This is a genomic window from Salipiger bermudensis (assembly GCF_019801965.1).
In the GTDB taxonomy this organism is placed as follows: Bacteria; Pseudomonadota; Alphaproteobacteria; order Rhodobacterales; family Rhodobacteraceae; genus Salipiger; species Salipiger bermudensis_A.
On the sequence record NZ_JAHVIA010000001.1, the window covers coordinates 290,415 to 314,155 of the forward strand.

Genomic DNA, 23,741 nt, shown 5'->3' on the forward strand with positions numbered 1-23,741 from the left:
CGCCGGGAGCTCAGCCGCAGACCGGGCAGCCCTCGCGCCGCTTCAGCGCGATCTTCCGGGTCTCTCCCCAGAGCGCATCGTAGATCAGCATCTCGCCCAGCAGCGGCTGCCCCGCCCCGACGATCAGCTTGACGGTCTCCACCGCCATCATCGCACCAACGACGCCCGGCAGCGGCCCCAGCACCCCAGCCTCGGCGCAGGACGGCGCCAGCCCCGGCGCCGGCGCCTCGGGGAAGAGACACTGGTAGCAGGGCGTGCCCTTGCCGGGATCGAAGACCGAGAGCTGCCCCTCCCACTGGCTCAGCGCGCCGGAGATCAGCGGCTTGCCGGCGGCCACCGCGAAGCGGTTGGCGAGGTAGCGGGTGTCGAAATTGTCGGTGCCGTCGAGGATCACGTCATACTCGGCAAAGAGCAGCTCCGCGCTCTCCGCGTCGAGCCGCCGGTGATAGGGCCGCACCTCGACATAGGGGTTCTGCGCCTGCATCGCCGCCTGCGCAGAGAACACCTTGGGCATGCCGATGCGGTCATCGCTGTGGATCACCTGACGCTGCAGGTTGGCGTTCTCGACCACGTCGTCGTCGATCAACCCGATGGTGCCGACGCCGGCGGCGGCGAGATATTGCAGCGCCGGCGCGCCGAGCCCGCCGGCGCCGATCACCAGCACCTTGGCCTCGCGCAGCGCCTTCTGCCCCGGCCCGCCGAGCTCGCGCAGCACGATGTGGCGGGCGTAGCGCTCGAGTTCCGCCTCGCCGAAGCGCCCGCGCCGCTCCGGCACCTCCGGGGCCCGCGCCGCCTCCTGCGCCACCGCCCGCGCCTTCACCCGGCGCAGCACCAGCCCGTAGGCCAGAGCCAGCGCGCCGAAGCCGCCGAGGATCGCCCAGAAGGCCGGGCTCTCGCCCGTCGCCATGCGCAGCGGATGCCCGTCGGGCAGCACCAGGTGCAGCGCCAGCACCGCGACGTAGAGCAGCCCCAGCATGTAGAGCCGCGCCTGCCGCGAGGCCCCCATCAGCCGGCCCACGCCCCAGATCGCCGCCGCGAGGACGAGGACCAGCAGCATCAGGAGACGCCCGTCGAGCCGAAACCGCCGGTACCGCGCACGGTCTCGGGCAGGGTCTCGACCAGGTCGAAGCCCGCCTGCACCACGGGCGCGGCCACCATCTGCGCGATGCGGTCGCCATGGGCGATGGTGAAGGCCGCCTCGCCCGCGTTCATCACGATGACCCCGAGCGGGCCGCGGTAATCGCTGTCGATGGTGCCGGGGCTGTTGGGCAGGGTGATGCCATGCTTCAGCGCCAGCCCCGAGCGCGGCCGGATCTGCACCTCCCAGCCCTCGGGGATCGCCAGCCGCAGCCCGGTGGGCACCAGCGCCCGCGCCCCCGGCGCCAGCACGATCTCGCCCCGGTCCGGCAGGTTGGCGCGCAGATCCGCGCCGGCCGCCCCGGAGGTCTCATAGCTCGGCAGCCCCAGCTCCTGGTCGGCGCCCTCGTCCCACATCACTGCAATCGTCACCACGTCCGCATGTCCTCTTGATCGTTCTGTCCCCGCGGGGACGTGTTCAGGATCGGTTCCGTCCCCGCGGGGACGCGTTCAGGCGCCCAGCGCCTCGGCGATCCGCGCCGCCAGCCGCTCCGCCACCGCGCGCTTGCCCATGCGCGGCCACGCCTCGGCGCCCGCGTCGGAAATCAGCACCACCGCGTTCTCGCTGCCGCCCATGATCCCCGTTGCCGGGCTGACGTCATTGGCGACGATCCAGTCGCAGCCCTTGCGCAGCCGCTTGGCGGTGGCGTTGTCGACCACGTCATCGGTCTCGGCGGCAAAGCCCACGACGAGCCCCGGGCGGTCGTCTCCGAGCGCCGAGACCTCGGCGAGGATGTCGGGATTCTCGGAGAATTCCAGCACCGGCAGACGGCCGGCCTGCTTCTTGATCTTCGAGCCCGAGGCCTGCGCCACGCGCCAGTCGGCGACCGCGGCGGCAAACACCCCGGCCGCGACCGGCAGCGCGCCCAGAACCGCCGCGCGCATCTCCAGCGCGCTCTCGACCTCGATCACCTCGACCCCCGTGGGCCGGGCGATCTCGGCCGGTCCGGTGACGAAGACCACCTCGGCGCCGAGATCGCGCAGCGCCTCGGCGATCGCCGTGCCCTGCGCGCCGGAAGAACGGTTGGCGATGTAGCGCACCGGGTCGATGGGCTCGTGGGTGGGGCCGGAGGTGACCAGCACCCGGCGGCCCTTGAGTGGTCCGTCGGCCAGCGCGCGCTCCACCGCCGCCACGATCTGCGGCACCTCGACCAGCCGCCCCGGCCCGTATTCGCCGCAGGCCATGTCGCCCTCGTCGGGGCCGACGACGCTGACGCCGTCGCCCTTCAGGGTCTCAAGATTGCGCTGCGTGGCGGGGTGCTGCCACATCCGCACGTTCATCGCGGGGGCGATCATCACCGGCGTGTCGGTGGCCAGCAGCAGCGTCGAGGCGAGATCGCCCGCGAGCCCCTGCGCCATCTTGGCCATCAGGTCGGCGGTGGCCGGGGCGACCAGCACCAGATCCGCCACCCGCGACAGCTGGATATGGCCCATCTCGGCCTCGTCGGTCAGATCGAATAGATCGCCATAGACCTTCTCGCCCGCCAGCGCGCTCACCGAGAGCGGCGTGACGAATTCCCGCGCCGAGGGCGTCAGAACCGGGGTGACCGCGGCGCCGCGCTCGCGCAGGCGGCGGATCAGCTCGAGCGCCTTGTAGGCCGCGATGCCGCCGCTGATGATGAGAAGAATTCGCTTGCCCGACAGCATCCCGCGCCACTCCCTTGCCCGTTACCTCTCCTGTTAAGGCGCGGGCGAGGAAAACTCAATTGGCCGGAGGCTCGGGGCTCTCGAAGGCGGCGCAGGGATCGTCGCGCTCCACGGCTTCCGCCTCTTCCAGCAGATCGAAGCGGCCGTCCGGCGCGCCACGCCCGGTCTCGCCCTGCCCGAGCGCTGCCACCGGCACCTCGGGGGCGGCCATCCTCACCAGCGCAGGCGCGCCCCAGTCGGTGCGGGCGTGGCCGTTGCCGGTGATGACGACCACCGGCGCGCCATGCATCGACAGCGCCTCGAGCGCGGTCTCGGCCAGCCGCGCATCGCGCAGGCGCTGGATGCCGACCATCACCGGCAGCATCTCGGCGGGCAGCGCGTCGCAATGGGCGGCCATTTGCAGGGCCTCGCGCTCGGCCTGCTCCTCGGCGGGCAGAGCCTCGTCGAGCCCGTAGAAGCCGGAGCTCGGGCCGAAGACCTTGTCGAGCGGCTCGTCGCGCACGCGGCGGGCCTCCTCGCGGGGCATCGCGGCACCGAAGATGGCGGCCTCGCCGGCCGCCTGGAAAATCGGGTAATACATCGAGAAATCGGGCCAGCCCGACGCTTCCCAGTCGAGAAGCTCGGCAAGAGCCTCCTGGTCGTCCAGATGTTCGGGATGGATCTGTGCCGCCTGCTCGTTGGTCAGCATCTCGAAGACCAGCGCCACCGGCTTGATCTCGGCCACCAGCTCGGCCTGGCGGGCATGATGGGCGGGGTTGTCATGCACCTCGCCCAGAAACACCAGCTGCGCCTCTTCCAGCCTGCGCGCGTCATCATCCTCCTGAGCAAACGCCGCGGAAGCAGCCAGGGTCAGGGAGAGCAGCGGGGCACAGAGCTGGACAGGTCGCATCATGCGAGGAACTGTGCCACCTCTCGCGACTGGGCTTCAAGCGACTTGCGCATTTTCATGAAAGCGGCGGCCTCGAGCTGCCGCACCCGCTCCTTCGAGAGGCCAAGCTCCTGCCCGAGGCTTTCCAGCGTGCGGGTCTCGTCGCGCAGCTTGCGCTCCCGGACAATGAAGCGCTCGCGGTCGTTGAGCGAGGTCAGCGCCACCACCAGCCACTCGCGCAGCTGGTCATTGTCGAGCTTGCCCTCGACCAGCGACGAGCTCTGCTCGCCGTCATCCTCGAGCGTGTCGATCCACTCGCGCCCGTCCTCGTCGGTGGACTGGGTGGCGTTGAGCGAGAAATCTGAGCCCGAGAGGCGCCCGTCCATCATCTCCACGTCATGCAGCGGCACGCCCACTTCCTTGGCGATGGCCGCGTGCAGCGTGTGGCGCTCGAGCGAACGGCCCTCGGCGGCGGCTTCGCGCTCGAGACGGGCCTGAACGCGGCGCATGTTGAAGAACAGGGATTTCTGCGAGGAGGTCGAGCCGGTGCGCACCATCGACCAGTTGCGCATCACGTAGTCCTGAATGCTGGCCTTGATCCACCACACCGCGTAGGTCGAGAAGCGGACGCCGCGGTCGGGGTCGAACTTGTCGGCCGCCTTCATCAGGCCGAGCCCGGCCTCCTGGATCAGGTCGCCCATCGGGGCGCCGTAACGCTTGAACTTGGCGGCCATCGAGATCGCCAGCCGCATGTAGGCGGTGATCAACCGGTGCAGCGCTGCCTCGTCGCGGTGATCGCGCCAGGCATAGGCCAGTTGCAACTCGGTCTCTGCGTCGAGAAGCTCGGCCTTCATGGCCTTGCGGGAGAGGGTCTGATCGTTGAAGGCCTCAGGTGTCATTTGCGTTCCCCATCGATTTATTGGACGGGAGATCCCGCCTTCTCGCACAGTCTTGTTCCTGAGCAACGCGACAGGGACGCGAATAGTTTCGCGCTGGGGCACATTTTTCTCGGGGCTCGGCGAAAGCCCGCCCGGAGCAGCCATTCCCTGCGATGATGTGCTGGCGCACAAATCGGAATTTCCGCGCTCCGCGGATCGGCTGTATCGCTGCATCTAGAGCGTTTTCAGCACGAGGCGAGAGATGACCAACCGCTTGTTTCTTGGGGATTACACCTATTCCAGCTGGTCGCTGCGCGGCTGGCTGCTGTTCGAACGCTTCGGCCTGCCCGTCTCCGTCACCCGGATCAGTTTCCTCGACGGCCCGGTCGCCGATCAACTTTCCGAGATCGCCCCGGCGCGGACCGTGCCCTGCCTGCTCACCGAGGACGGCGCGCTGGTCTGGGACAGCCTCGCCATCGCCGAGGAACTGGCCAGCCGCTACCCCGATGCCGGGATCTGGCCCGCCGAACCGCGGGCCCGCGCGAGCGCCCGCAGCATGTGCGCCGAGATGCATTCGAGCTACGGCGCGCTGCGCGAGCAGTGCCCGATGAACCTCTCGACCGCCTATCGCGGCTTCGAGCCCTCGCCCGAGACCCGCGCCGACCTCGCCCGGATCGAGGCGCTCTGGTCGCTCGCACGTGAGCGCTTCGGCGGCAACGGCCCATGGCTTTTCGGCACTTACAGCGCGGCGGACGCCTTCTTTGCCCCGGTGGCGGCGCGCATCGCGGGATACGGGCTCGCGCTCGGCAGCGAGGCGCGCGCCTATGTCGCCGCGCATTTGGCCGACCCGGCCTTCCGGCGCTGGCGCGCCATGGGGCTCGCCCGCAACGAGCACCTGCCCTGGTACGACCGCGATTACACGCCCGCCCCCTGGCCCGGCCCGGCGCCGCGTCCGGCCCGCGCCGTGCCGAGCGGCCCGTCGGAGAACGCGCTCTGCCCCTATTCCGGCGATCCGGTCACGGAATTCCTAGAAATCGATGGGCGCGTCTTCGGCTTCTGCAACGCCTTCTGCCGCGACAAGACCCTGCGCGACCCCGAGGCATGGCCCGCCTTCGCCGCGCTGCTCCAGACACGCGCTTAACAGGGCCGGTCGCGCCTTAACCCTTTCCTAACCATCCGCCCCTCAGGCTCGGGCGACAGGAAAAGGGGGGGGCGCGGGTGATCGCACATGCCTACACGGTCGCTTTCGAAGGCGTCGAGGCGCGCACGGTCGAGGTGCAATGCGCGGTGACGGCGGGGGTGCCCGCCTTCGCCATCGTCGGCCTGCCCGACAAGGCGGTGTCGGAGGCACGCGAGCGGGTGCGGGCGGCGCTCACCGCGATGGCCATCGCGCTGCCCTCGAAGCGCATCACCGTCAATCTCTCGCCCGCCGACATGCCCAAGGAGGGCTCGCATTTCGATCTCCCCATCGCGCTCGGCCTGCTCGCGGCGCTCGAGATCCTGCCGCGTGACGAGATTGCGCGGACCATGGCGCTGGGCGAGCTGGCGCTCGACGGCACGCTGGTGGCGGTTCCGGGCGCCCTGCCCGCGGCAATGACCGCCGCCGAGGAAGAGCGCAGCCTGCTCTGCCCGCTCGGCTCCGGCCCGGAGGCAGCCTGGGTCGGCGCCTGCCGGGTGCTCGGCGCGCGAAGCCTGGCCGAGGTGGTGCGCCACTACAGCGGCGCGGCGCCCATCGCGCCGGCGGAGCCCGGCGAGTTGCCCGCCACCCCCGCCCAGCGCGACCTGCGCGACGTCAAGGGGCAGGAGCGCGCCAAGCGCGCACTCGAGATCGCCGCTGCCGGGCGCCACCACCTGATCCTCGTCGGCACTCCCGGATCCGGCAAATCGATGCTGGCCGCGCGCATGCCGGGCATCCTGCCGCCGCTCACCGCGACCGAGGCGCTCGAGACCTCGATGATCCACTCGCTCGCGGGGCTGCTCGACGAGGGCGGCATCTCGCGGACGCGGCCCTACCGCGCGCCGCACCACACCGCCTCGATGGCGGCAATCATCGGCGGCGGACGGCGGGCCAGCCCCGGCGAGGTCAGCCTCGCCCATAACGGCGTGCTGTTCCTCGACGAGTTTCCCGAGTTTGCCCGCACCGTGCTCGAAACCCTGCGCCAGCCGATCGAGAGCGGCGAGGTCATGGTGTCGCGCGCCAATGCTCATGTCAGCTACCCCTGCCGCTTCCTGCTGATCGCCGCCGCCAACCCCTGCCGCTGCGGCCATCTCACCGACCCGGCCCGCGCCTGTTCGCGGGCGCCGGCCTGCGGCGAGGAGTATCTCGGCCGCATCTCGGGGCCGCTGATGGACCGCTTCGACCTGCGCATCGAGGTGCCGCCAGTGGCGTTCACCGATCTCGACCTGCCCGCCTCCGGCGACAGCTCCGCCACCGTCGCCGCGCGGGTCGCTGCGGCGCGCTCGCGGCAGGCCGAGCGCTTCGTCGGGCATCCAGGGCTGCGCACCAATGCCGATGCCGAAGGGCAGCGCCTCGAGGAGATCGCCGAACCGGACCCCGAGAGCCGCGAGCTTCTTCTCCGCGCCGCCGACCGCTTCGGTCTCTCGGCGCGCGGCTATCACCGCATCCTGCGGGTGGCGCGCACCATCGCCGATCTCGCCGGCGACGATGCGCTGCGTCGCCCGCATGTAGCCGAGGCGCTGAGCTACCGGCTGGTCGCCGCGAGGCAGGACTGAGCGAAGCGCGCCGCGAGGCGCAGGGTCTGGCGCGCCTCGGGGATCCAGCCGTCGAAGACCGGCCAGGCATGCGGCGCGTCGGGCTCCTCGTGCAGCGTGACCGCGCCGCCCTCGGCGCGCAGCCGGGCCGCCATGTTGCGCGCGTCATCGGCGAGGATCTCGGTGCCGGAATGGCAGATCAGCACCGGCGGGCAGCCGGGAAAGGCGCCGTAGAGGGGCGAGATGCGCGGATCATGCGGGTCGGTGCCGCCGAGCACGATCTCGCAGAGCTCCGCGATGCGGGCGACCGGCAGGAAGCGATCCCGCCCGGCATTCGCCCGCAGGCTCGCGCCGGTCATGGCGAGGTCGGTCCAGGGCGAGAAGGCGATGACACCGGCGGGCGGCGTGCCCTCGGTGCAGAGCCGCGCCAGCAGCGCCAGCGCCAGCCCGCCGCCGGCGGAGTCCCCCGCCAGCAGGATGCGCTCCGGCGCGTAGCCCAGCGCCAGGCAGCGGCGCCAGGCCGCGAGGGCGGCATCGAAGGCGGCGGGCACGGGGGCGTCCTGGGCGAGCGGATAGTCCGGCGCGCAGGCTTCGATGCGGGACAGTTTCGAGAGCCGCGCGATCAGGCCCTGGTGGGTGGCGGGGCTGCCGGAGATGTAGCCGCCGCCATGGAAGTAAAGGATCATCCTGCCCGGCGCGCAGGGGCCGGCGCTGATCCAGTGCAGCCCGCCCGGTCGTTCGATCCGGCGCAGGTAGTGCGGCTGGCGCAGGGCCAGCGCCCCGAGGCGGCGAAAGTCGCGCTCCGCCGCGCCCGGCCCCGAGGTCCGCGCCAGCCGCGGCTTGACCGCGACGCGCAGGACGAGGTTGAGCGCGGCGAGCCGCCGGCTCATCCCCGCTTGGCTTCGATCGCCTGCCAGATCTTCTCGGCGACGTTGACGCCGTCGAAGCGCTCGAGCTCCTGGATGCCGGTCGGCGAGGTCACGTTGATCTCGGTCAGCCAGTCGCCGATCACGTCGATGCCGACGAAGACCTGCCCCTTCTCGCGCAGCACCGGACCGATCTTGGCGCAGATCTCGCGGTCGCGCTCGGTCAGCTCGACCTTCTCGGGGCGGCCGCCCACATGCATGTTGGAGCGCACCTCGTTGGCTGCCGGCACGCGGTTGATCGCGCCCACCGGCTCGCCGTCGACGAGGATCACCCGCTTGTCGCCCTTGGTCACCGCCGGGAGGTATTTCTGCACGATCAACGGCTCACGCGAGAAGCCGGTGAAGAGCTCGTAGAGCGAGCTGAGATTGCGGTCGTTCTCGTCGAGGCGGAACACGCCGGCACCGCCATTGCCGTAGAGCGGCTTGAGGATGATGTCGCCATGCTTGGCCTTGAACTCGCGGATGGTCTCGAGATCGCGGGCGATGGTGGTGGGCGGCGTCAGCTCGGGGAAGTTCAGCACCAGCAGCTTTTCCGGCGAGTTGCGCACCCAGAACGGATCGTTGACCACCAGCGTGCCGGGCATCAGCCGCTCGAGCAGGTGGGTGGTGGTAATGTAATGCATGTCGAAGGGCGGGTCCTGCCGCAGCCAGACCACGTCGACCTCGGATAGGTCGATCAGCTGCAGCGGCCCGAGCTCGGCATGATCGCCCTGCACGCGCTGCACCTTGAGCGTGCGCGCCCGCGCCATGATCCGGCCTTCCTGGAAGGAGAGGTGATCGGGCAGGTAGTAATACAGCTCGTGCCCGCGCGCCTGCGCTTCCTCGGCCAGTCGAAACGTGCTGTCTGCGTTGATGTCGATCGGACCGATCGGGTCCATCTGAAAGGCGATTTTCATGGGCTCTCCCGCTCTGGCTTTCGCCATACATGGCCCACAGACCGGGGACTGGCAATGCCCCCTCAGGGGCCAAGCGCGTTCTCCATCACCCGGATCATGCCCTGCTCGTTCATCAGCGCCACGTCGAAACGCATCTCGGTGAGCGAGCCCAACGGCTGGGTTCCGGCGAATTCCTCACCGGCCCGGAGCAGGCGCGCGATCTGCCGGGAGGACAGGCGCTGCAAGGCGCGATCGAAGCTGCGGCTCTTCTTCACCTCGACGAAGATCAGCCCCGCGCCATCGTGCAGGATCAGATCGATCTCGCCGCAGCGGCCACGCCAGCGCCGCCGCGCTACCCGGTAGCCGCGGCGCTCGTAATCCTGCGCCACGCGGGCCTCGGCGGAGAGCCCGGCGCGATGGCCCAGCGCCCCGCGCTCGACGCGGGCGCGGCGCCCGTCTTCATGTGCCTGCTCACGCGACGGCGCGGCAGGCGCAGGATTGCGGAAATCGAAACTGAGCTGCTGGCCCATCATCGACATGGGAGCCCCTTTCCGGGGATCACTCCCCGCCTTCGGCCCGCTCCTTCGCCAGCGCCATGGCGCGCTGATAGACCGGGCGCCGTTTCACGCCATACATGCCCGAGACCGCATCGGCGGCATCGCGCACCGACATCGTCAGCAGCGCCTCGGTCAGGGAGCGGTCTAGGTCGGAATCGCTAACATCCTCTGAATCGCTTTTGCCGATCAGCACCACGATCTCGCCCTTGGGCGTTGCCTCCGCGTAGTGCTCGGCGAGCTCGGAGAGGCTGCCCTCGCGGCATTCCTCGAAGCGCTTGGTGAGCTCGCGGCAGACCGCGGCCGGACGGTCCGGTCCGAGCGCCGCCGCCGCATCCGCCAGCATCGCGCCCACGCGCTTGGGCGACTCGTAGAAGGCCAGCGTCGCCGGCACGGTGCGCAGCTCCTCGAGCGCCTTGCGGCGCGCGCCCGAGGCATTGGGCAGGAAGCCCCCGAACAGGAACCGGTCGGTCGGCAGGCCGGCGATGGTCAGCGCCGCGATCACCGCGGAGGCGCCCGGTGCCGTGGTCACCGGCAGGCCCTCCTCGCGGGCCGCGCGCACCAGGTCGAACCCCGGGTCGGAGATCATCGGCGTGCCGGCCTCGGAGGCGTAGGCCACCGAGCGGCCCTCGGCCAGCGCCTCGAGCAGCTTCGGGCGCATCCTGGCGCCGTTGTGATCGTGGTAGGCGAGCACCGTGCGATCGCCCAGCGCCACGCCGTGGATCTCGAGCAGGCGGCGCAGGCTGCGGGTGTCCTCGGCGGCCAGCACATCGGCCTCACGCAGAATGTCGAGCGCCCGCAACGTGATGTCGCGCGCGTTGCCGATCGGGACCGCCACCATGTACAGCCCCGGCGCCAATCCGCGCCTTTCCGGATTCATTTCTGGACCCATCCCCTTGCTGGACTATGATCCCTCGTAAACCCACGCGGGCTTCAACCCGCGCTAATGATCGAGGGAGTTCACCACCATGTTCGCCGTTTTGTCCCGCGCCCGCAAGGCGCTCTGCACCGCTGCCGTCGTGGCGGGCGCAGGCCTCGTCACCGCCTGCGACGTCTCCACGATGACCGATCTCGGGGCATCGAATAGCGGCGGCCCGCGAATCAACCCCAACGAGAGCGTGCGCGTCGCGCTGCTGGTCCCGCAGAGCGATTCCGGCGCCGCCAGCATCGCCCGCGACCTCGAGAATGCCGCCCGGCTCGCCATCGCCGATCTCGACGGGGTCAATATCGACCTCGCGGTCTATGACACCGCCGGCTCCGGCGCCACCGCCGCGGCGCAGGCCCAGCGCGCGGTCGACGAGGGCGCCAAGATCATCCTCGGCCCGCTGCGTGGCGAGGTCGCCGTCGAGGCCAGCAAGGTGGTCGCCGACGAGGGCGTCAACGTGCTGTCTTTCTCGAACAACCCCTCGATCGCGGGCGGCAACCTCTTCGTGCTCGGACCGACCTTCGAGAACACAGCCGACCGGCTGATGCAATATGGTCGCCGCAATGGCCTGTCGAGCATCGCGATCCTGCATTCCGAGGACGTTCCGGGCCAGTTCGGTCGCAACGCCATCCAGCAGGCCGCCTCGCAGAACGGTGTGCGCGTCGCCACCGTCCAGCCCTACCCGCTCAGCGTCGAGGGCGTGACCAGCACCGCGCAGTCGATGGGCGACATCGCCCGCAACTCGGGGGCGGACTCGGTCTTCATCACCACCGATGCCACCAACGCCGCCATGCCGCTGCTGCTGCAGGTGATGCCCGAGAACGGCTTGAGCCCGTCGGAATTCCAGTATGTCGGCCTGACCCGCTGGGACGTGAAGCCCGAACTCTTCGCCTATCCGGGTGCCAACGGCGCCTGGTTCGCCCTGCCGAACCAGAATATGCAGCGCAGTTTCACCGCCCGCTACAGCGCCGCCTATGGCGAGAACCCGCACCCGCTGGCCGGCCTCGCCTTTGACGGCATCGCCGCCATCGGCGCGCTGGTGAAACAGGGCCGCGGCGACGCCCTGACCGGCCGCGCGCTGACGCAATCCGCTGGTTTCCAAGGCACGGGCGGTGTATTCCGCCTGAAAAGCGATGGCACCAACGAGCGTGGGCTCGCCGTCGCGACCGTGCGCAACAACCAGATGGTGATCCTTGACCCTGCCCCCTCCAGCTTCTCCGGCGCAGGTTTCTGAAGACCTCATGCAAGCCCCGATGCCGGACGACCTGATCGCCCCGGCATCGGAGATCTTCGACCTTCCCGCCCTCCGCGCCGAACTCTTCACCAAGGTCGCGGAGGCCGAAACCGAGGCCCAGGTGCGCGCCATCGCGGTCAAGCTCCTGTCCGCCGCGCGCGACCAGGGCCGCGCGGTCATCGCGCAGGCCTTCGCCGCCAATCCCCGTGCCGCCTTCCCGACCACCGAGGCCTATGCCTGGCTGACCGACGGCATCGTCCGGCTGGTCTTCGAGCTGGCGACGATCCGGCTGCATCCGCTCAATGCGCCGACCGAGGGCGAACGCCTGACGGTGATGGCGGTGGGCGGCTATGGCCGCGGCGAGATGGCACCGGATTCCGATGTCGACCTGCTGTTCCTGACGCCCTGGAAGATCACCCCCTGGGCCGAGAGCGTCATCGAGTCGATGCTCTACATCCTCTGGGACCTGAAGCTGAAGGTCGGCCATGCCTCGCGCACGGTGAAGGACTGCATCCGTCTCGGCGGCGAGGATTTCACCATCCGCACCGCGATGCTCGAGACCCGCTTCATCATCGGCCACGAGCCCTTGGCGCGCGAGCTCGAGAGCCGGCTCTGGGAAGACCTCTTCAAGGGCTCCGAGCGCGCCTTCGTAGCCGCCAAGCTCGAGGAACGCGACACCCGTCACCGCAAGCAGGGCCTGCGCTACGTGGTCGAGCCCAACGTCAAGGAAGGCAAGGGCGGGCTGCGCGACCTGCAGTCTCTCTACTGGATCACCAAGTACATCCACCACACCGACGATGCCGAGGAACTGGTGCGCATCGGCGTGTTCCGGCGCGAGGAGTACAACCTCTTCATGCGCGCCGAGGAGTTTCTCTGGGCGGTGCGCTGCCACCTGCATCTCGCCGCCGGGCGCGCTGTCGAGCAGCTCACCTTCGACATGCAGGTCGAGGTCGCCGACCGCATGGGCTATGTCGATCGCGGCGGGCGCCGCGCCGTCGAGTGGTTCATGCAGGATTACTTCCGCCACGCCACCGCGGTGGGCGACCTGACGCGGATCTTCCTGACCGCGCTCGAATCCGAGCATCAGAAGGATGCCCCGCTGCTGCTGCGCATGTTCAAGCGCGGTCCGCAGGTCAAGGATGGCTATGCGGTGGTCAACAACCGCCTCGCCATCGCCGATGACGAGGCCTTCCTCGCCGACAAGCTCAACCTGCTGCGCTATTTCGAGGAGGGGCTGCGCACCGGCCTGCTGCTGCACCCGCACGGCATGCGGCTGATCAAGGCCAACCTGCACCTGATCGACGACGAGCTGCGCGCCGACAAGGAGGCGCGGCGGCTGTTCCTCGACCTGCTGCTGAAGCACGGCAACCCGGAGCGTTCGCTGCGGCGGATGAACGAGCTGGGCGTGATTGGCGCCTTCATCCCCGAGTTCGAGCCCATCGTGGCGATGATGCAGTTCAACATGTATCACGCCTACACGGTCGACGAGCACACCATCCAGTGCATCGCGAACCTCAGCGAAATCGAGCATGGCGACCTTGTCGAGGAGTTGCCGGTCGCCTCGACGATCCTGAAGGAAGGCGTCAACCGCAAGGTGCTCTACGTGGCGCTGCTGCTGCACGATATCGGCAAGGGCCGCGACGAGGATCACTCGGTGGTCGGCGCCCGCATCGCCCGCAAGGTGGCGCCGCGGCTGGGGCTGACCAAGGCGGAATGCGCCACGGTCGAATGGCTGGTGCGCTATCACCTGCTGATGTCGGACATGGCGCAGAAGCGCGACATCGCCGATCCGCGAACGGTGCGCGACTTCGCCAAGGCGGTGCAGACCAAGGAGCGGCTCGACCTGCTCACCGTGCTGACGGTCTGCGACATCCGCGGCGTCGGGCCGGGCGTCTGGAACAACTGGAAGGCAGCGCTGCTGCGCGCGCTCTACCGGCAGACCCGGCGGGCGCTCGAGGACGGAATGGAGGCGCTCAATCGCGAGAACCGCGGCGCCGAGGCCAAGAAGGCCCTGCGCGAGGAGCTGGCCGACTGGGATGCCAAGGACCTGCGAGCCGAGACCTCGCGGCATTACGATCCCTACTGGCAGGGGCTGCATGTCACCGCCCACGCGGTGTTTGCCCGGCTGCTGCGCGATATCGGCGATACCGAGATCCGCATCGACATCCATCCCGACGAGGATCGCGACGCGACGCGGGTCTGCTTTGCGCTGGCCGATCACCCGGGGATCTTCGCCCGGCTCGCGGGCGCGCTATCGCTGGTGGGCGCCAACGTGGTCGACGCGCGCACCTTCACCTCCAAGGACGGCTACGCCACGGCGGCGTTCTGGATCCAGGATGCCGAGGGCTCGCCCTACGAGGAAAGCCGCATCCCGCGCCTGCGCGACACCATCCGCAAGACGCTGATGGGCGAGGTCAAGCCGCGCGAGGCGATCCTGTCGCGCGGCAAGCTCAAGAAGCGCGAGAAGGCATTCAACGTGCCGACCTCCATCGCCTTCGACAACGAGGGCTCGGAGATCTACACCATCATCGAGGTCGACACCCGCGACCGCCCCGGCCTGCTCTACGATCTGGCGCGGACGCTTTCGGAGAGCAATGTCTACATCTCCTCGGCGGTGATCGCGACCTATGGCGAGCAGGTGGTCGACACGTTCTACGTCAAGGACATGTTCGGGCTGAAGTTCTACACGCCCTCGAAGCAGAAGACCCTCGAGCGCCGCCTGCGCGCGGCGATCGAGGACGGCGCGGCGCGGATCGCCGGGAACTGACCCCGGCGGGGAGGAAAATTCTGCGAATTTTCCTCCCCGCCCGCGCAGCGCTTTGACGCCCGCCCAGCGTGTTGACGCCGGCGCAGCGCCCGGACGCGCGCGGGTCCCGACCGCAGGTGCCGCTCAGGTTGCGGCGCGCACAAGAAAATTCGCACGAATTTTCGTGGCCGCTGCGGTGCGGGCCCGGCTTGCGACAATGTCGCGCGTGGAAAATCAGCCGAAAGTCGTGTGAAGCAGCGCCCGTGCCCCGGATTCCGTGGACACGGCGATCCGTCACGGATCTGTTACCTTCCAGACGTCTAACCGGACCATTCCCATGACCTGAGGGCGCACGCCATGACCGCGACCGAGCTCACCCCGGACACCCTCTCGCCCTTCGATCCGATCGACGCGGTGCTCGCCCCCGCGCCGCTGCTGGTCTCGCCCGACATGACCTGCGCCCAGACCATCCGCCACTTCGCCCAGTCCACCCGCGAGGGCACCGAGTTGCTGGCCTTCGTCGTTGATGCGGATCAGCGCTTCCTCGGCGTGGTGCGCTTTGCCGAATGCGGCAAGGCGGCGCCCGGAACGCGCATCCGCGACGTGCTGCGCCCGGCGCGCCTCCATGCCGATCTGAGCTGGAGCGCCGAGGAAGCGGCGCAGACCGTGGTGGACGAGGAGCTCTCTGGCCTCGCGGTGCTCGACGCCGAGGGGCGCTTTGCCGGCGCGGTCTCGGTGCTCGGCGCGCACCGCTACCTGCTCGACAAGATCGACGACGATACCGACATCTTCGCCAAGCTGACCGGTGATTACGACGAGGAGTATTTCGACCTTCCCGTCTGGCATGATTTTCGCCGCCGCATCCCCTGGGTGCTGGGGCTGGCCATCGTCGGGCTGGCGGCGGGCTACGTGGTGCATGTCTACGAGAGCGCCCTCGACGCGCTGGTGATCCTGGCGCTCTACATGCCGATGGTGGCCGATACCGGCGGCAATGTCGGCACCCAGTCGGCCAGCCTCGTGACCCGCGCCATCAGCTATGGCGAGGTCGAGCTGCGCGATGCGGCGCGCATCCTTTGGCGCGAGACGCGGGTGGCCCTGATGCTTGCCGGTGTGCTGTTCCTCTTCGCCTGGCTCAAGGTGCTGTTCCTCTCCAATGGCGGCGATGTGCCGGCGGGCATGAGCCTCAACCAGATCGGCCTGGTCATTGCCATTGCCATCTCGGCGCAGGTGGTGAGTGCCACGCTGATCGGGGCGATCCTGCCGGTCGCCGCCGTGGCGCTGCGGCAGGATCCGGCGGTTGTCTCGGGGCCGGCGTTGACCACGATCGTCGACCTGACCGGGCTGCTGCTCTATTTCGGCATCACCACATGGTTGCTGGCAATTTGAGCGCCACACGCCCTGCGTTTAAAACCCTTGCCACGGGCGCTGCATTTTGCGCTACCATCGCGGTCTCTGAGGGAGGAGACAGAGATGATCAAGACCGTGGCACTCGCCGCTCTTCTGGCGGCGGCGCCCTTGGCCCTGCTGGCCGAGGGCAAGACCCATCACGTGGCGTTCCACGTGGATCAAAACGATCCCCACGTGCTGAACATGGCGCTCAACAACGCGAAGAACCTGACCGAGTATTACACTGAGCAGGGCGACGAGGTGAAGATCGAGATGGTCGCCTACGGGCCTGGCCTGCACATGCTGATCGAGGGCAAGAGCCCGGTGAAGGACCGCATCGAAACCCTGTCGCTCGAACTGCCGATCACCTTCTCGGCCTGCGGCAACACCATCGCCGGCATCGAGAAGAAGACCGGCGCGCCGGTGACCCTGCTCGAGGAGGCGCAGGTCGTGACCTCCGGCGTGGCGCGGCTCGTGGAGTTGCAGGAAGAGGGCTATTCCTACATCCGCCCCTGACACCTGACACCGCCCGCGGCGCCCAGCCCCTTCGCGGTCCGGCGCGGCGGGGCTGGCGTATCAGCGCTCCAGCAGGTGAAGCAGCTGCGCCTCGGCCCGGCGCAGCCCGCCGATCTCCGGCGCCTCGCGCGTCAGCGCCGCCCGCTCGTCCGGCTCGCTCTCGGCGAGCGCGATGACGTCGGGATGGATGTAGGACTTGCGGGCGATGGCGGGCGTGTTGTGCAGCCGTTCCGAGGCCGCCTCCGACATCGCCTTGATCGTCACCCGCTCGGCATCGAGCGCGCATTTCAGCGCCGCCGCCGTACCGTTCCAGGTCCGGAAGGTCTTGGCGGTCAGGGCGCTGTTGCCGGTGCGGTCGGCAAGGAAGGCGTTGACCTCTTCCGAGCGCACCGAGTGCGGCGCGCCGTCTGCGTCGAGCCAGGTGATCAGCTCGCGCCCCGGCAGGTCGTGCAGCCCGGTCATCACCCGTTCCAGCGTGCGGTCGCGCAGCACGCTTTCGACCTTGTTGCCGCCCTTGCCGGTGAAGCTCAGCTTTAGCTCGCCGCCATCGAGCGACATGTGCGTGCCGCGCAGGGTGGTGGCGCCATAGCTGCGGTTCTGCTTGGCATAATCGGCATTGCCGACACGGATCCCGGCGCGGTCGAGCAGCGCCAGCACCGCCGCAAGCGCGAAGGCCCGATCACCGGGATCGCGGCCGCGCAGATCCTCGAGGATGCGCCGCCGCAGCCCCGGCAGAGCATGGCCGAACTCGGCCAGATGCTCGAATTTCTGCCGCGCGCGGTGCTCGGTCCAGTCGGGGTGATAGCGGTATTGCTTGCGGGCGCGCGCGTCGCGGCCGGTCGCCTGCAGGTGGCCGTTGTCGCGTGGGCAGATCCACACCTTCTCGTAGGCCGGCGGCACCGCCAGCGCCTCGATGCGGCGTCGCTCCGGACCGCGCTCGATGCGGGTGCCGTCGGGGGCGATGTAGGAAAAGCCGCGCCCGCAGCGCCGGCGGGAAATGCCGGGGCGGTCATCGGGATAGTAGACGAGATCGGGCACGGTTATCATGCGCCGAAAACGCCGGGCGGTACGCGCCGGTTCCCCGGCCCCGCCGCGGCGCGGCTCACTTCATCGCGATGCTTTCCACCTCGCGGTCAGCGGGCTCGCGCTGGGAGGCATCGCGCTTGGCCCAGGGCACGTCGATGACGCAATGCAGCCCGGTCGGGGTCAGCTCGCGCACCAGCTTGCCTTCGAGTTGCAGCTCGATCATCAGCCTCAGAAGGCTCGAGCCGAAGCCCGGCACTTCGAACCCCTCGGTCTTCAGCGCCCCTGCGACCGTTTCGATCCATTCCAGATGCAGCCGGCCCTCAGTGACATCCCAGCGCACGTCGAGCGCACCGCCGGCATCCTTCAGCGCGCCGTGCTTCGCGGCATTGGTCACCAGCTCGTGCACCACCATGCCGAGCGTCTGGCATTCCTCGGAGCTCAGCACCACTGCGGGCCCGCTCATGCTCACCCGGATCTCGCCGTCGCCGGCATAGGGCGAGAGCTCCTGCGACAGCAGCTTGGTCAGCGCCACCGGCTCCCAGCGCTGATCGGCGAGCAGCGAGTGGTTCTGCGCCAGCGCGCTCAGCCGGTCGAGCAGCTTGGCGCGCATCACCTCGGGCTCCTCGGGCCGCGCAAGCCGGACGATCGCCTGCACCACCGCCAGCAGGTTGCGCGAGCGGTGATTGATCTCGTCCGACATCAGCCGCTCGCGCTCGGCGGCGCGGGCGCGGTCCATCAGCGCCATCATCCGCGTCAGCACCTGTTCGACGGTCTCGACCTCGAGATCGGTCCAGTGCCGCGCGCTGCAGGAATGCACGAAAAGAATGGCCTGGGTCAGCCCGTCCTCGACCCACGGCACCGCCAGCGCGGCCTCGCAATCGAGGGTCTCGAGCACCGTCCGGTCGATGTCGGCGCGGCTCGGATCGGTGCCGTCGAGCCGCATCACGCGGCCGTCGAGCAATTGCTGCCAGGCAGGATCGAGGATCGGCGCCTTGGCGACGCCGGAGGCCACCGGCGGCACGCCCTCCGCGGCCCATTGTTCGATCACCGGCAGCTTGGCGCGCAGCCCGTCCTGCACCCGTTCGCGCAGGCCGACCCGGTCGGCGCCGAGATGCGCGCCCAGCATGGCGATCGAGCGCCGCCGAAGCTCGACGAGATCGGTCACGTTGCGGAACACGTCGCTGAGGTCGAGCAGGAACCGGGTGTTCCCCTGCTGCAGCACCTGCCGCGTGGTCTCGTTGCCGGAGTTGAACACGCCGCCGATGGAGCCGTCATCATCCCGGATCGGGGTGAAATTGTAGGTCCAGTAGGTCTCTTCCTCGAGCCCGAAGCGGCGCATTGGCAGCATCTGGTCGCGGAAATAGACCCCTTCGCCGGTGCTGATCGCCTGGGTGAACTGCGGCTCGATGATGTGCCAGATATCCGACCAGACCTCGGCCGCGGGCTCTCCGAGGCAGCCGGGATGGCGCGGGCCGGGGATGTGCGACCAGCTGTCATTGTAGAGCAGGCGCAGCTCCGGCCCCCAGTAGATGCAGGTCGGGAAGGCCGAGTTCAGCGCGATACTCAGTGCCGAGCGCAGCGCCGCCGGCCAGTCTTCGGACGGACCGAGCGGATGCCCTGACCAGTCGAACTCGCGGATGCGGCGGGCCATCTCGCTTGGCCCGGAGAGGAAGGAATTCTTGTCAAAGTTCGGAGACTGACGGCGTAGCAACAAGTACTCCAGGGTCTGATCCGGTGCCGGACCTTTGCCGCCATGCGGTGGCATGGCTGGGCTAGAACGATAGGGAGAAGCCGCTGTCCTTGCAAACGGTTTCGGTGTTCAGATCGAGACGCGCGCGGGGCTGATAAGCGCCAGGTAGGCCGGTTGTGCCCCGATGCATCTCACGCGCGAGTGGTCCGGCGTAGAAACGCTGAAAATATCAACAGCGATTCATTTAGATTGAATTGCAAATCAATTCATCTGTGCTACATCTCCGTGATGACCACGCCGCCCCTCTCCCCGCGCTACCGACTCGGCATCCGCTTTTCGCTGCTGGCCCGACGCTGGCGCCGCGCGCTCGATGCCCATCTGGCCGGCAACGGCCTGACCGACGCCACCTGGGTGCCGCTCGTGCACCTCGCCGAGACCGGCGGCGGGATCCCGCAGAAGGCCCTCGCGGCCCTCGTCGGGGTCGACGGGTCGAGCCTCGTGCGCGTGCTCGACATCCACGTGCGCGACGGGCTCATCGAGCGCCGCCCCGATCCCAATGACGGGCGCGCTCGCCTCATTCATCTCACCGCAGCAGGAACCCGGCGGGTTGCCGAGATCCGCGCCGAGCTGGCCCGCGCCGAGGAAGAGTTGCTGGCCGATCTGAGCGATGCCGAGATCGAGACCCTGCTGGCGCAATTCGCCAAGATCGAAGCCCGCATCGCGGCGCGGCAGGCGGACGATATACAGGAGACAGACCCATGAGCGCGACCGACCCCTCGCTCGCCCCCCTCGCCCGCCGCAGCGAGGTGGCCCGTCACGTGCTGCGCGCGGACGCGCTGCGCGGCAGCCTGGCCTTCGCGCCGCAGCCCTCCCTGCGGAATTCCTGCTTGGCCGGGTTCCAGGCGGCGCTGACCGTGGCCATCGCCCTGCCCCTGTTTCACCTCTCTCCCTTTGCCCACCTGATCGGCTTTGCCGCGCTCGGCGCACTGGTGGCGCTCTTCGGGCGCTTCGAGCCGCGCAGGGGGCGCAGCCGGCTCGTTCTTCTGGCCGCGCTCTGCCAGGTCTCGGCGGTGCTGGTGATGTCGACGGCGGGCTGGCTCGGACTGACGCCGCTGCTCGAGCTCGCGCTGTTGGCGCTGGTCTGCGGGGTGTATTTCTTCATCACCGTCAGCGGCCGCTTCGGCCCGCCGGGCGCGCTGATCTTCGTCTTCGCCGCCGGCGCTGCGCTGGCCCCGGTCGGCTCGGGCGCGGAGGTGCTGGCGCGCGGCGCGGCCACCGGTGCGGTGGCGCTGCTGGCCTGGGCGATCTGCGGCCTGACCGAGCGGCTGCGCCACCTGCCCGACGAGACACGGCGCTTCCCGAGCGAGCCGGCCCGCCCGCTCGACCATCGCCTCACCGCGTCCCTGCGCATCGTGCTGGGCGCCTTCATCGCGCTGCTGGTCAGCCACGCATTCGGCGCCGACCACCCGGTCTGGGCGGCGATGGGTGCGCTTGCGGTGCTGCAGGGGCCGTTTCTGCACATCAACATCCACCGCGCATTGCAGCGCATGGCCGGGGCCGTCGTGGGGGCGACGCTGGCCTGGCTGATCCTTGTGCAGGATCCTTCGGTCTGGACCATCATCGCGCTGCTCTTCGTGCTGCAATTCGCGACCGAGCTGGTGATCGGCTCGAATTACGGGCTAGGGCAGGTCTTCGTCACGCCGATGGCGCTGCTGATGAGCCACCTCGCGGCGCCTGATGTTGCCGGGGTCGCAATGGCGCCCGAGCGGGTGCTCGACACGCTGCTGGGCGCCAGCGTCGGCATCGTCGTCGCGATCCTGCTGTCGACGCTGGACGATCGCCACCACGTCGCGGCACGGCGCCGGCCCGGCTGATCCGCAGCCAGGCGCCAAGAAAATTCTGCGAATTTTCTTAGCCCCAAGATTTTTCGTACGAAAAATCTTGGGGCGCGTGGCTCACTCGGCGACGCAATCGGCGAAGTAATGGGTCTGACCATCCTCGCCCTTCTCTGCCACGAGGCCGTGAATGTCGGTCTCGAAGCCCGGGCACTCGCGGGCAAACTCCCGGTTGAACTGCAGGTAATCGACGATCTTGGCGTTGAACACTTCGCCCGGGATCAGCAGCGGAATGCCCGGCGGGTAAGGCGTCACGAGGCTGGTGGTGATCCGGCCCTCGAGATCGTCGATCCCCACCCGGTCTGTCTTGCGCCGCGCGATATGCGAGAACGCCTCGGAGGGCGTCATCGCCGGGCGGTGATCGCTGAGATAGATCTCCGTCGAGAGCCGCGCCACGTCGTACTTGGCGTAGAGCGCGTGCACGTGCTGGCTCAGGTCGCGAAGCCCCATCTTCTCGTAGCGCGGCTGCTTGGCGCAGAATTCCGGCATCACCCGCCAGAGCGGCTGGTTCTTGTCGTAATCGTCCTTGAACTGCTGCAGCGCCGCAAGGAGCGTGTTCCACCGGCCCTTGGTGATGCCGATGGTGAACATGATGAAGAAGCTGTAGAGCCCGGTCTTCTCGACAACCACGCCATGCTCGGTGAGGTATTTCGAAACGATCGAGGCCGGGATGCCGGTGTCGCCGAAATTGCCGTCGATATCGAGCCCCGGCGTGATGATCGTCGCCTTGATCGGGTCGAGCATGTTGAAGCCGCGCGCCATGTCGCCGAAGCCGTGCCAGCTGTCGCCGCCGCCGCTCTCGAGCCCTTCCGCGTCGGTCTTCTTGAGCTCCCAGTCACGGGTGCGCCCGATGCCTTCCTCGGCCAGCTCGTCCGGCCCCCAGACCTTGAACCACCATTCGTCGTCGCCGTATTCCTCGTCGACCTTGCGCATGGCCCGGCGGAAATCGAGCGCCTCGTCGAGGCTCTCTTCCACCAGCGCGGTGCCGCCCGGCGGCTCCATCATCGCCGCCGCCACGTCGCAGCTCGCGATGATCGAGTATTGCGGGCTCGTCGAGGTGTGCATCAGGTAGCTCTCGTTGAAGAGATGCCGGTCGAGCTTGGTGGTCTGGGAATCCTGCACCAGCACGTGGCTGGCCTGGCTGATCCCGGCCAGGAGCTTGTGCACCGACTGGGTGGCGTAGGTCACCGATTTCTCGGTCCGGCCGCGCTTGCGGCCCATGGCGTGATAGGTGCCATAGAACGGGTGGAAGGCCGCGTGCGGCAGCCAGGCCTCGTCGAAATGCAGGTTCTCGATCCAGCCGTCGAGCAGGCGCTTGATCTCTTCGGTGTTGTAGAGCACCCCGTCATAGGTCGACTGGGTCAGCGTCATGATGCGCGGCGTCACCGCCTCGGCGTCGTAGCCCTCGAGCAGCGGGTTGTCGCGGATCTTGGCCTTGATGGTCTCCGGCTCGAACTCGGAATGCGGGATCGGGCCGATGATGCCCCAGTGGTTCCGCGTCGGGCGCAGGAAGACCGGGATCGCGCCGGTCATGATGATCGAGTGCAGGATCGACTTGTGGCAATTGCGGTCGACCACCACCACATCGCCCGGCGCCACGGTGTGGTGCCAGACCATCTTGTTCGAGGTCGAGGTGCCGTTGGTGACGAAGAAGCAGTGATCGGCGTTGAAGATCCGTGCCGCGTTGCGCTCGGAGGCCCCGATGGCGCCGTTGTGGTCGAGCAGTTGTCCCAGCTCCTCGACCGCGTTGCAGACATCGGCGCGCAGCATGTTCTCACCGTAGAACTGGTGATACATCTGGCCGATCGGCGATTTCAGGAAGGCGACGCCGCCCGAGTGGCCGGGGCAGTGCCACGAGTAGGAGCCGTCCTCGGCGTAGTCCAGCAGCTCCTTGAAGAACGGCGGCTGGATGCCCTCTAGATAGCCCTTGGCCTCGCGGATGATGTGCCGCGCGACGAATTCCGGCGTGTCCTCGAACATGTGGATGAAGCCGTGCAACTCGCGCAGGATGTCGTTGGGCAGGTGGCGCGAGGTCTTGGTCTCGCCGTAGACGTAGATCGGAACGTCGGCGTTCTTCCAGCGCACCTCCTCGATGAAGGTGCGCAGGTTGAGCACCGCCGGGTCGAGATCCGGGCCCGGGGTGAATTCCTCGTCGTCGATCGACAGCACGAAGGCGCTGGCCCGGCTCTGCTGCTGGGCAAACTGGCTCAGGTCGCTGTAGCCGGTGACGCCCAGCACCTCGAAGCCCTCGCGCTCGATGGCGTCGGCCAGGGCGCGGATGCCCAGACCCGAAGTGTTCTCGGAGCGGAAATCCTCGTCGATGATCACGATGGGGAATCGGAACTTCATCAGCCTCTCCTTTCGGCCGGCAGGGTCTTTGCCCTCGTTGTTTCCGCCCCTGCCCGCCCCGTCAAGGGCTTGCACGGACGGAACGCGGCCGGTCACGGCAGGGTGACGGCGCAGCTGGACGCGCGGCAGGGAAGCAAAATGTCTGGAAGCAGTGGCAGCCCGTAGGGGAATCGAACCCCTCTTTCCAGGTTGAAAACCTGGCGTCCTAACCGATAGACGAACGGGCCACTCTGCGACGATGAGATCGTCGGTATCCGCTTCGCTGGCAGCCCGTAGGGGAATCGAACCCCTCTTTCCAGGTTGAAAACCTGGCGTCCTAACCGATAGACGAACGGGCCAGAGCCGAAGCGTGACGCGGGTTTTAGGGAATTGCGTGC

20 protein-coding genes and 2 tRNA genes are annotated in these 23,741 nt (G+C 68.6%); 8 read left to right on the forward strand and 14 right to left on the reverse strand.

All coding sequences use genetic code 11. From position 1 onward, the window contains the following. Nucleotides 1-10: 10 nt before the first annotated feature. From KUV62_RS01455 to KUV62_RS01475, 5 genes are all read right to left on the reverse strand, one after another. On the reverse strand, nt 11-1,057 hold the full coding sequence (locus tag KUV62_RS01455; protein ID WP_222601899.1) for a HesA/MoeB/ThiF family protein: 1,047 nt from the start codon (nt 1,055-1,057) through the stop codon (nt 11-13). Further along, nucleotides 1,057-1,494 carry a dUTP diphosphatase gene (gene dut, locus KUV62_RS01460; RefSeq protein ID WP_261395265.1) on the reverse strand — a complete coding sequence of 146 codons (438 nt, stop codon included), beginning with the start codon at nt 1,492-1,494 and terminating at the stop codon, nt 1,057-1,059. The genes KUV62_RS01455 and dut overlap by 1 nt, the downstream gene beginning before the upstream one ends. A 93-nt stretch (nt 1,495-1,587) precedes the next feature. Further along, entirely contained in the window at nt 1,588-2,784 is a 1,197-nt protein-coding gene (gene coaBC, locus KUV62_RS01465; protein ID WP_222601901.1) for a bifunctional phosphopantothenoylcysteine decarboxylase/phosphopantothenate--cysteine ligase CoaBC, read from the reverse strand. Between the two features lie 55 nt (nt 2,785-2,839). Continuing rightward, nucleotides 2,840-3,676, reverse strand: a complete 837-nt coding sequence (locus tag KUV62_RS01470; RefSeq protein ID WP_222601902.1) for a ChaN family lipoprotein — start codon at nt 3,674-3,676, stop codon at nt 2,840-2,842. Then, nucleotides 3,673-4,551 (reverse strand): RNA polymerase factor sigma-32, encoded by an 879-nt coding sequence (locus tag KUV62_RS01475; RefSeq protein ID WP_222601903.1) that lies wholly within the window; start codon nt 4,549-4,551, stop codon nt 3,673-3,675. Before KUV62_RS01475 ends, KUV62_RS01470 begins: the two co-directional genes overlap by 4 nt. Nucleotides 4,552-4,792: 241 nt before the next feature. On the opposite strand from KUV62_RS01475, the gene KUV62_RS01480 reads away from it, so the two are divergent. Both KUV62_RS01480 and KUV62_RS01485 read left to right on the forward strand, forming a co-directional pair. Continuing rightward, nucleotides 4,793-5,671, forward strand: a complete 879-nt coding sequence (locus KUV62_RS01480) for a glutathione S-transferase (protein WP_222601904.1) — start codon at nt 4,793-4,795, stop codon at nt 5,669-5,671. 77 nt (nt 5,672-5,748) lie between these two features. Next, nucleotides 5,749-7,263 (forward strand): YifB family Mg chelatase-like AAA ATPase, encoded by a 1,515-nt coding sequence (locus tag KUV62_RS01485; protein ID WP_222601905.1) that lies wholly within the window; start codon nt 5,749-5,751, stop codon nt 7,261-7,263. Here the strand turns inward: KUV62_RS01485 and KUV62_RS01490 are convergent. From KUV62_RS01490 to rsmI, 4 genes are all read right to left on the reverse strand, one after another. Next, a complete protein-coding gene (locus tag KUV62_RS01490; RefSeq protein ID WP_222601906.1) occupies nt 7,233-8,132 on the reverse strand; it encodes an alpha/beta hydrolase fold domain-containing protein in 900 nt (299 codons plus the stop codon). The genes KUV62_RS01485 and KUV62_RS01490 overlap by 31 nt on opposite strands. Further along, on the reverse strand, nt 8,129-9,064 hold the full coding sequence (gene gshB / locus KUV62_RS01495) for a glutathione synthase (RefSeq protein WP_222601907.1): 936 nt from the start codon (nt 9,062-9,064) through the stop codon (nt 8,129-8,131). The genes KUV62_RS01490 and gshB overlap by 4 nt, the downstream gene beginning before the upstream one ends. Before the next feature lie 62 nt (nt 9,065-9,126). After that, nucleotides 9,127-9,582 carry a YraN family protein gene (locus KUV62_RS01500; protein ID WP_222601908.1) on the reverse strand — a complete coding sequence of 152 codons (456 nt, stop codon included), beginning with the start codon at nt 9,580-9,582 and terminating at the stop codon, nt 9,127-9,129. Between the two features lie 19 nt (nt 9,583-9,601). Further along, complete coding sequence (gene rsmI, locus KUV62_RS01505) at nt 9,602-10,477, reverse strand: 16S rRNA (cytidine(1402)-2'-O)-methyltransferase (protein WP_222601909.1); 876 nt, start codon at nt 10,475-10,477, stop codon at nt 9,602-9,604. A gap of 88 nt (nt 10,478-10,565) precedes the next feature. Here rsmI and KUV62_RS01510 point away from each other — a divergent pair, with 88 nt between their 5' ends. The 4 genes from KUV62_RS01510 (at nt 10,566) to KUV62_RS01525 (ending at nt 16,404) form a co-directional block, all read left to right on the forward strand. Beyond that, the gene (locus KUV62_RS01510) at nt 10,566-11,756 is read left to right on the forward strand and encodes a penicillin-binding protein activator (protein WP_222601910.1); all 1,191 of its coding nucleotides are present in this window, start codon (nt 10,566-10,568) and stop codon (nt 11,754-11,756) included. Between the two features lie 7 nt (nt 11,757-11,763). After that, nucleotides 11,764-14,523, forward strand: coding sequence for a [protein-PII] uridylyltransferase (locus KUV62_RS01515; protein WP_261395165.1), 2,760 nt, complete (start codon nt 11,764-11,766; stop codon nt 14,521-14,523). A gap of 336 nt (nt 14,524-14,859) precedes the next feature. Further along, nucleotides 14,860-15,888, forward strand: coding sequence for a magnesium transporter (locus tag KUV62_RS01520; RefSeq protein WP_222601911.1), 1,029 nt, complete (start codon nt 14,860-14,862; stop codon nt 15,886-15,888). Nucleotides 15,889-15,972: 84 nt separating this feature from the next. After that, nucleotides 15,973-16,404, forward strand: a complete 432-nt coding sequence (locus KUV62_RS01525; protein WP_222601912.1) for a DsrE family protein — start codon at nt 15,973-15,975, stop codon at nt 16,402-16,404. Nucleotides 16,405-16,464: 60 nt separating this feature from the next. Here KUV62_RS01525 and KUV62_RS01530 read toward each other — a convergent pair whose 3' ends face one another. Both KUV62_RS01530 and KUV62_RS01535 read right to left on the reverse strand, forming a co-directional pair. After that, nucleotides 16,465-17,451, reverse strand: a complete 987-nt coding sequence (locus KUV62_RS01530; RefSeq protein ID WP_222601913.1) for a DNA topoisomerase IB — start codon at nt 17,449-17,451, stop codon at nt 16,465-16,467. Between the two features lie 55 nt (nt 17,452-17,506). Then, nucleotides 17,507-19,081, reverse strand: coding sequence for a sensor histidine kinase (locus KUV62_RS01535; protein WP_222601914.1), 1,575 nt, complete (start codon nt 19,079-19,081; stop codon nt 17,507-17,509). Nucleotides 19,082-19,408: 327 nt separating this feature from the next. Here KUV62_RS01535 and KUV62_RS01540 point away from each other — a divergent pair, with 327 nt between their 5' ends. Both KUV62_RS01540 and KUV62_RS01545 read left to right on the forward strand, forming a co-directional pair. Further along, the gene (locus tag KUV62_RS01540; RefSeq protein WP_222601915.1) at nt 19,409-19,882 is read left to right on the forward strand and encodes a MarR family winged helix-turn-helix transcriptional regulator; all 474 of its coding nucleotides are present in this window, start codon (nt 19,409-19,411) and stop codon (nt 19,880-19,882) included. Beyond that, complete coding sequence (locus tag KUV62_RS01545; RefSeq protein ID WP_222601916.1) at nt 19,879-20,994, forward strand: FUSC family protein; 1,116 nt, start codon at nt 19,879-19,881, stop codon at nt 20,992-20,994. The genes KUV62_RS01540 and KUV62_RS01545 overlap by 4 nt, the downstream gene beginning before the upstream one ends. Before the next feature lie 81 nt (nt 20,995-21,075). Here the strand turns inward: KUV62_RS01545 and KUV62_RS01550 are convergent, their stop codons facing one another. From KUV62_RS01550 to KUV62_RS01560, 3 genes are all read right to left on the reverse strand, one after another. Next, nucleotides 21,076-23,364, reverse strand: coding sequence for an arginine/lysine/ornithine decarboxylase (locus KUV62_RS01550; RefSeq protein WP_222601917.1), 2,289 nt, complete (start codon nt 23,362-23,364; stop codon nt 21,076-21,078). A 152-nt stretch (nt 23,365-23,516) separates the two neighbouring features. Then, nucleotides 23,517-23,591: transfer RNA gene (locus tag KUV62_RS01555), tRNA-Glu, on the reverse strand. Between the two features lie 36 nt (nt 23,592-23,627). Further along, nucleotides 23,628-23,702, reverse strand: a tRNA-Glu gene (locus KUV62_RS01560). Nucleotides 23,703-23,741: the final 39 nt, after the last annotated feature.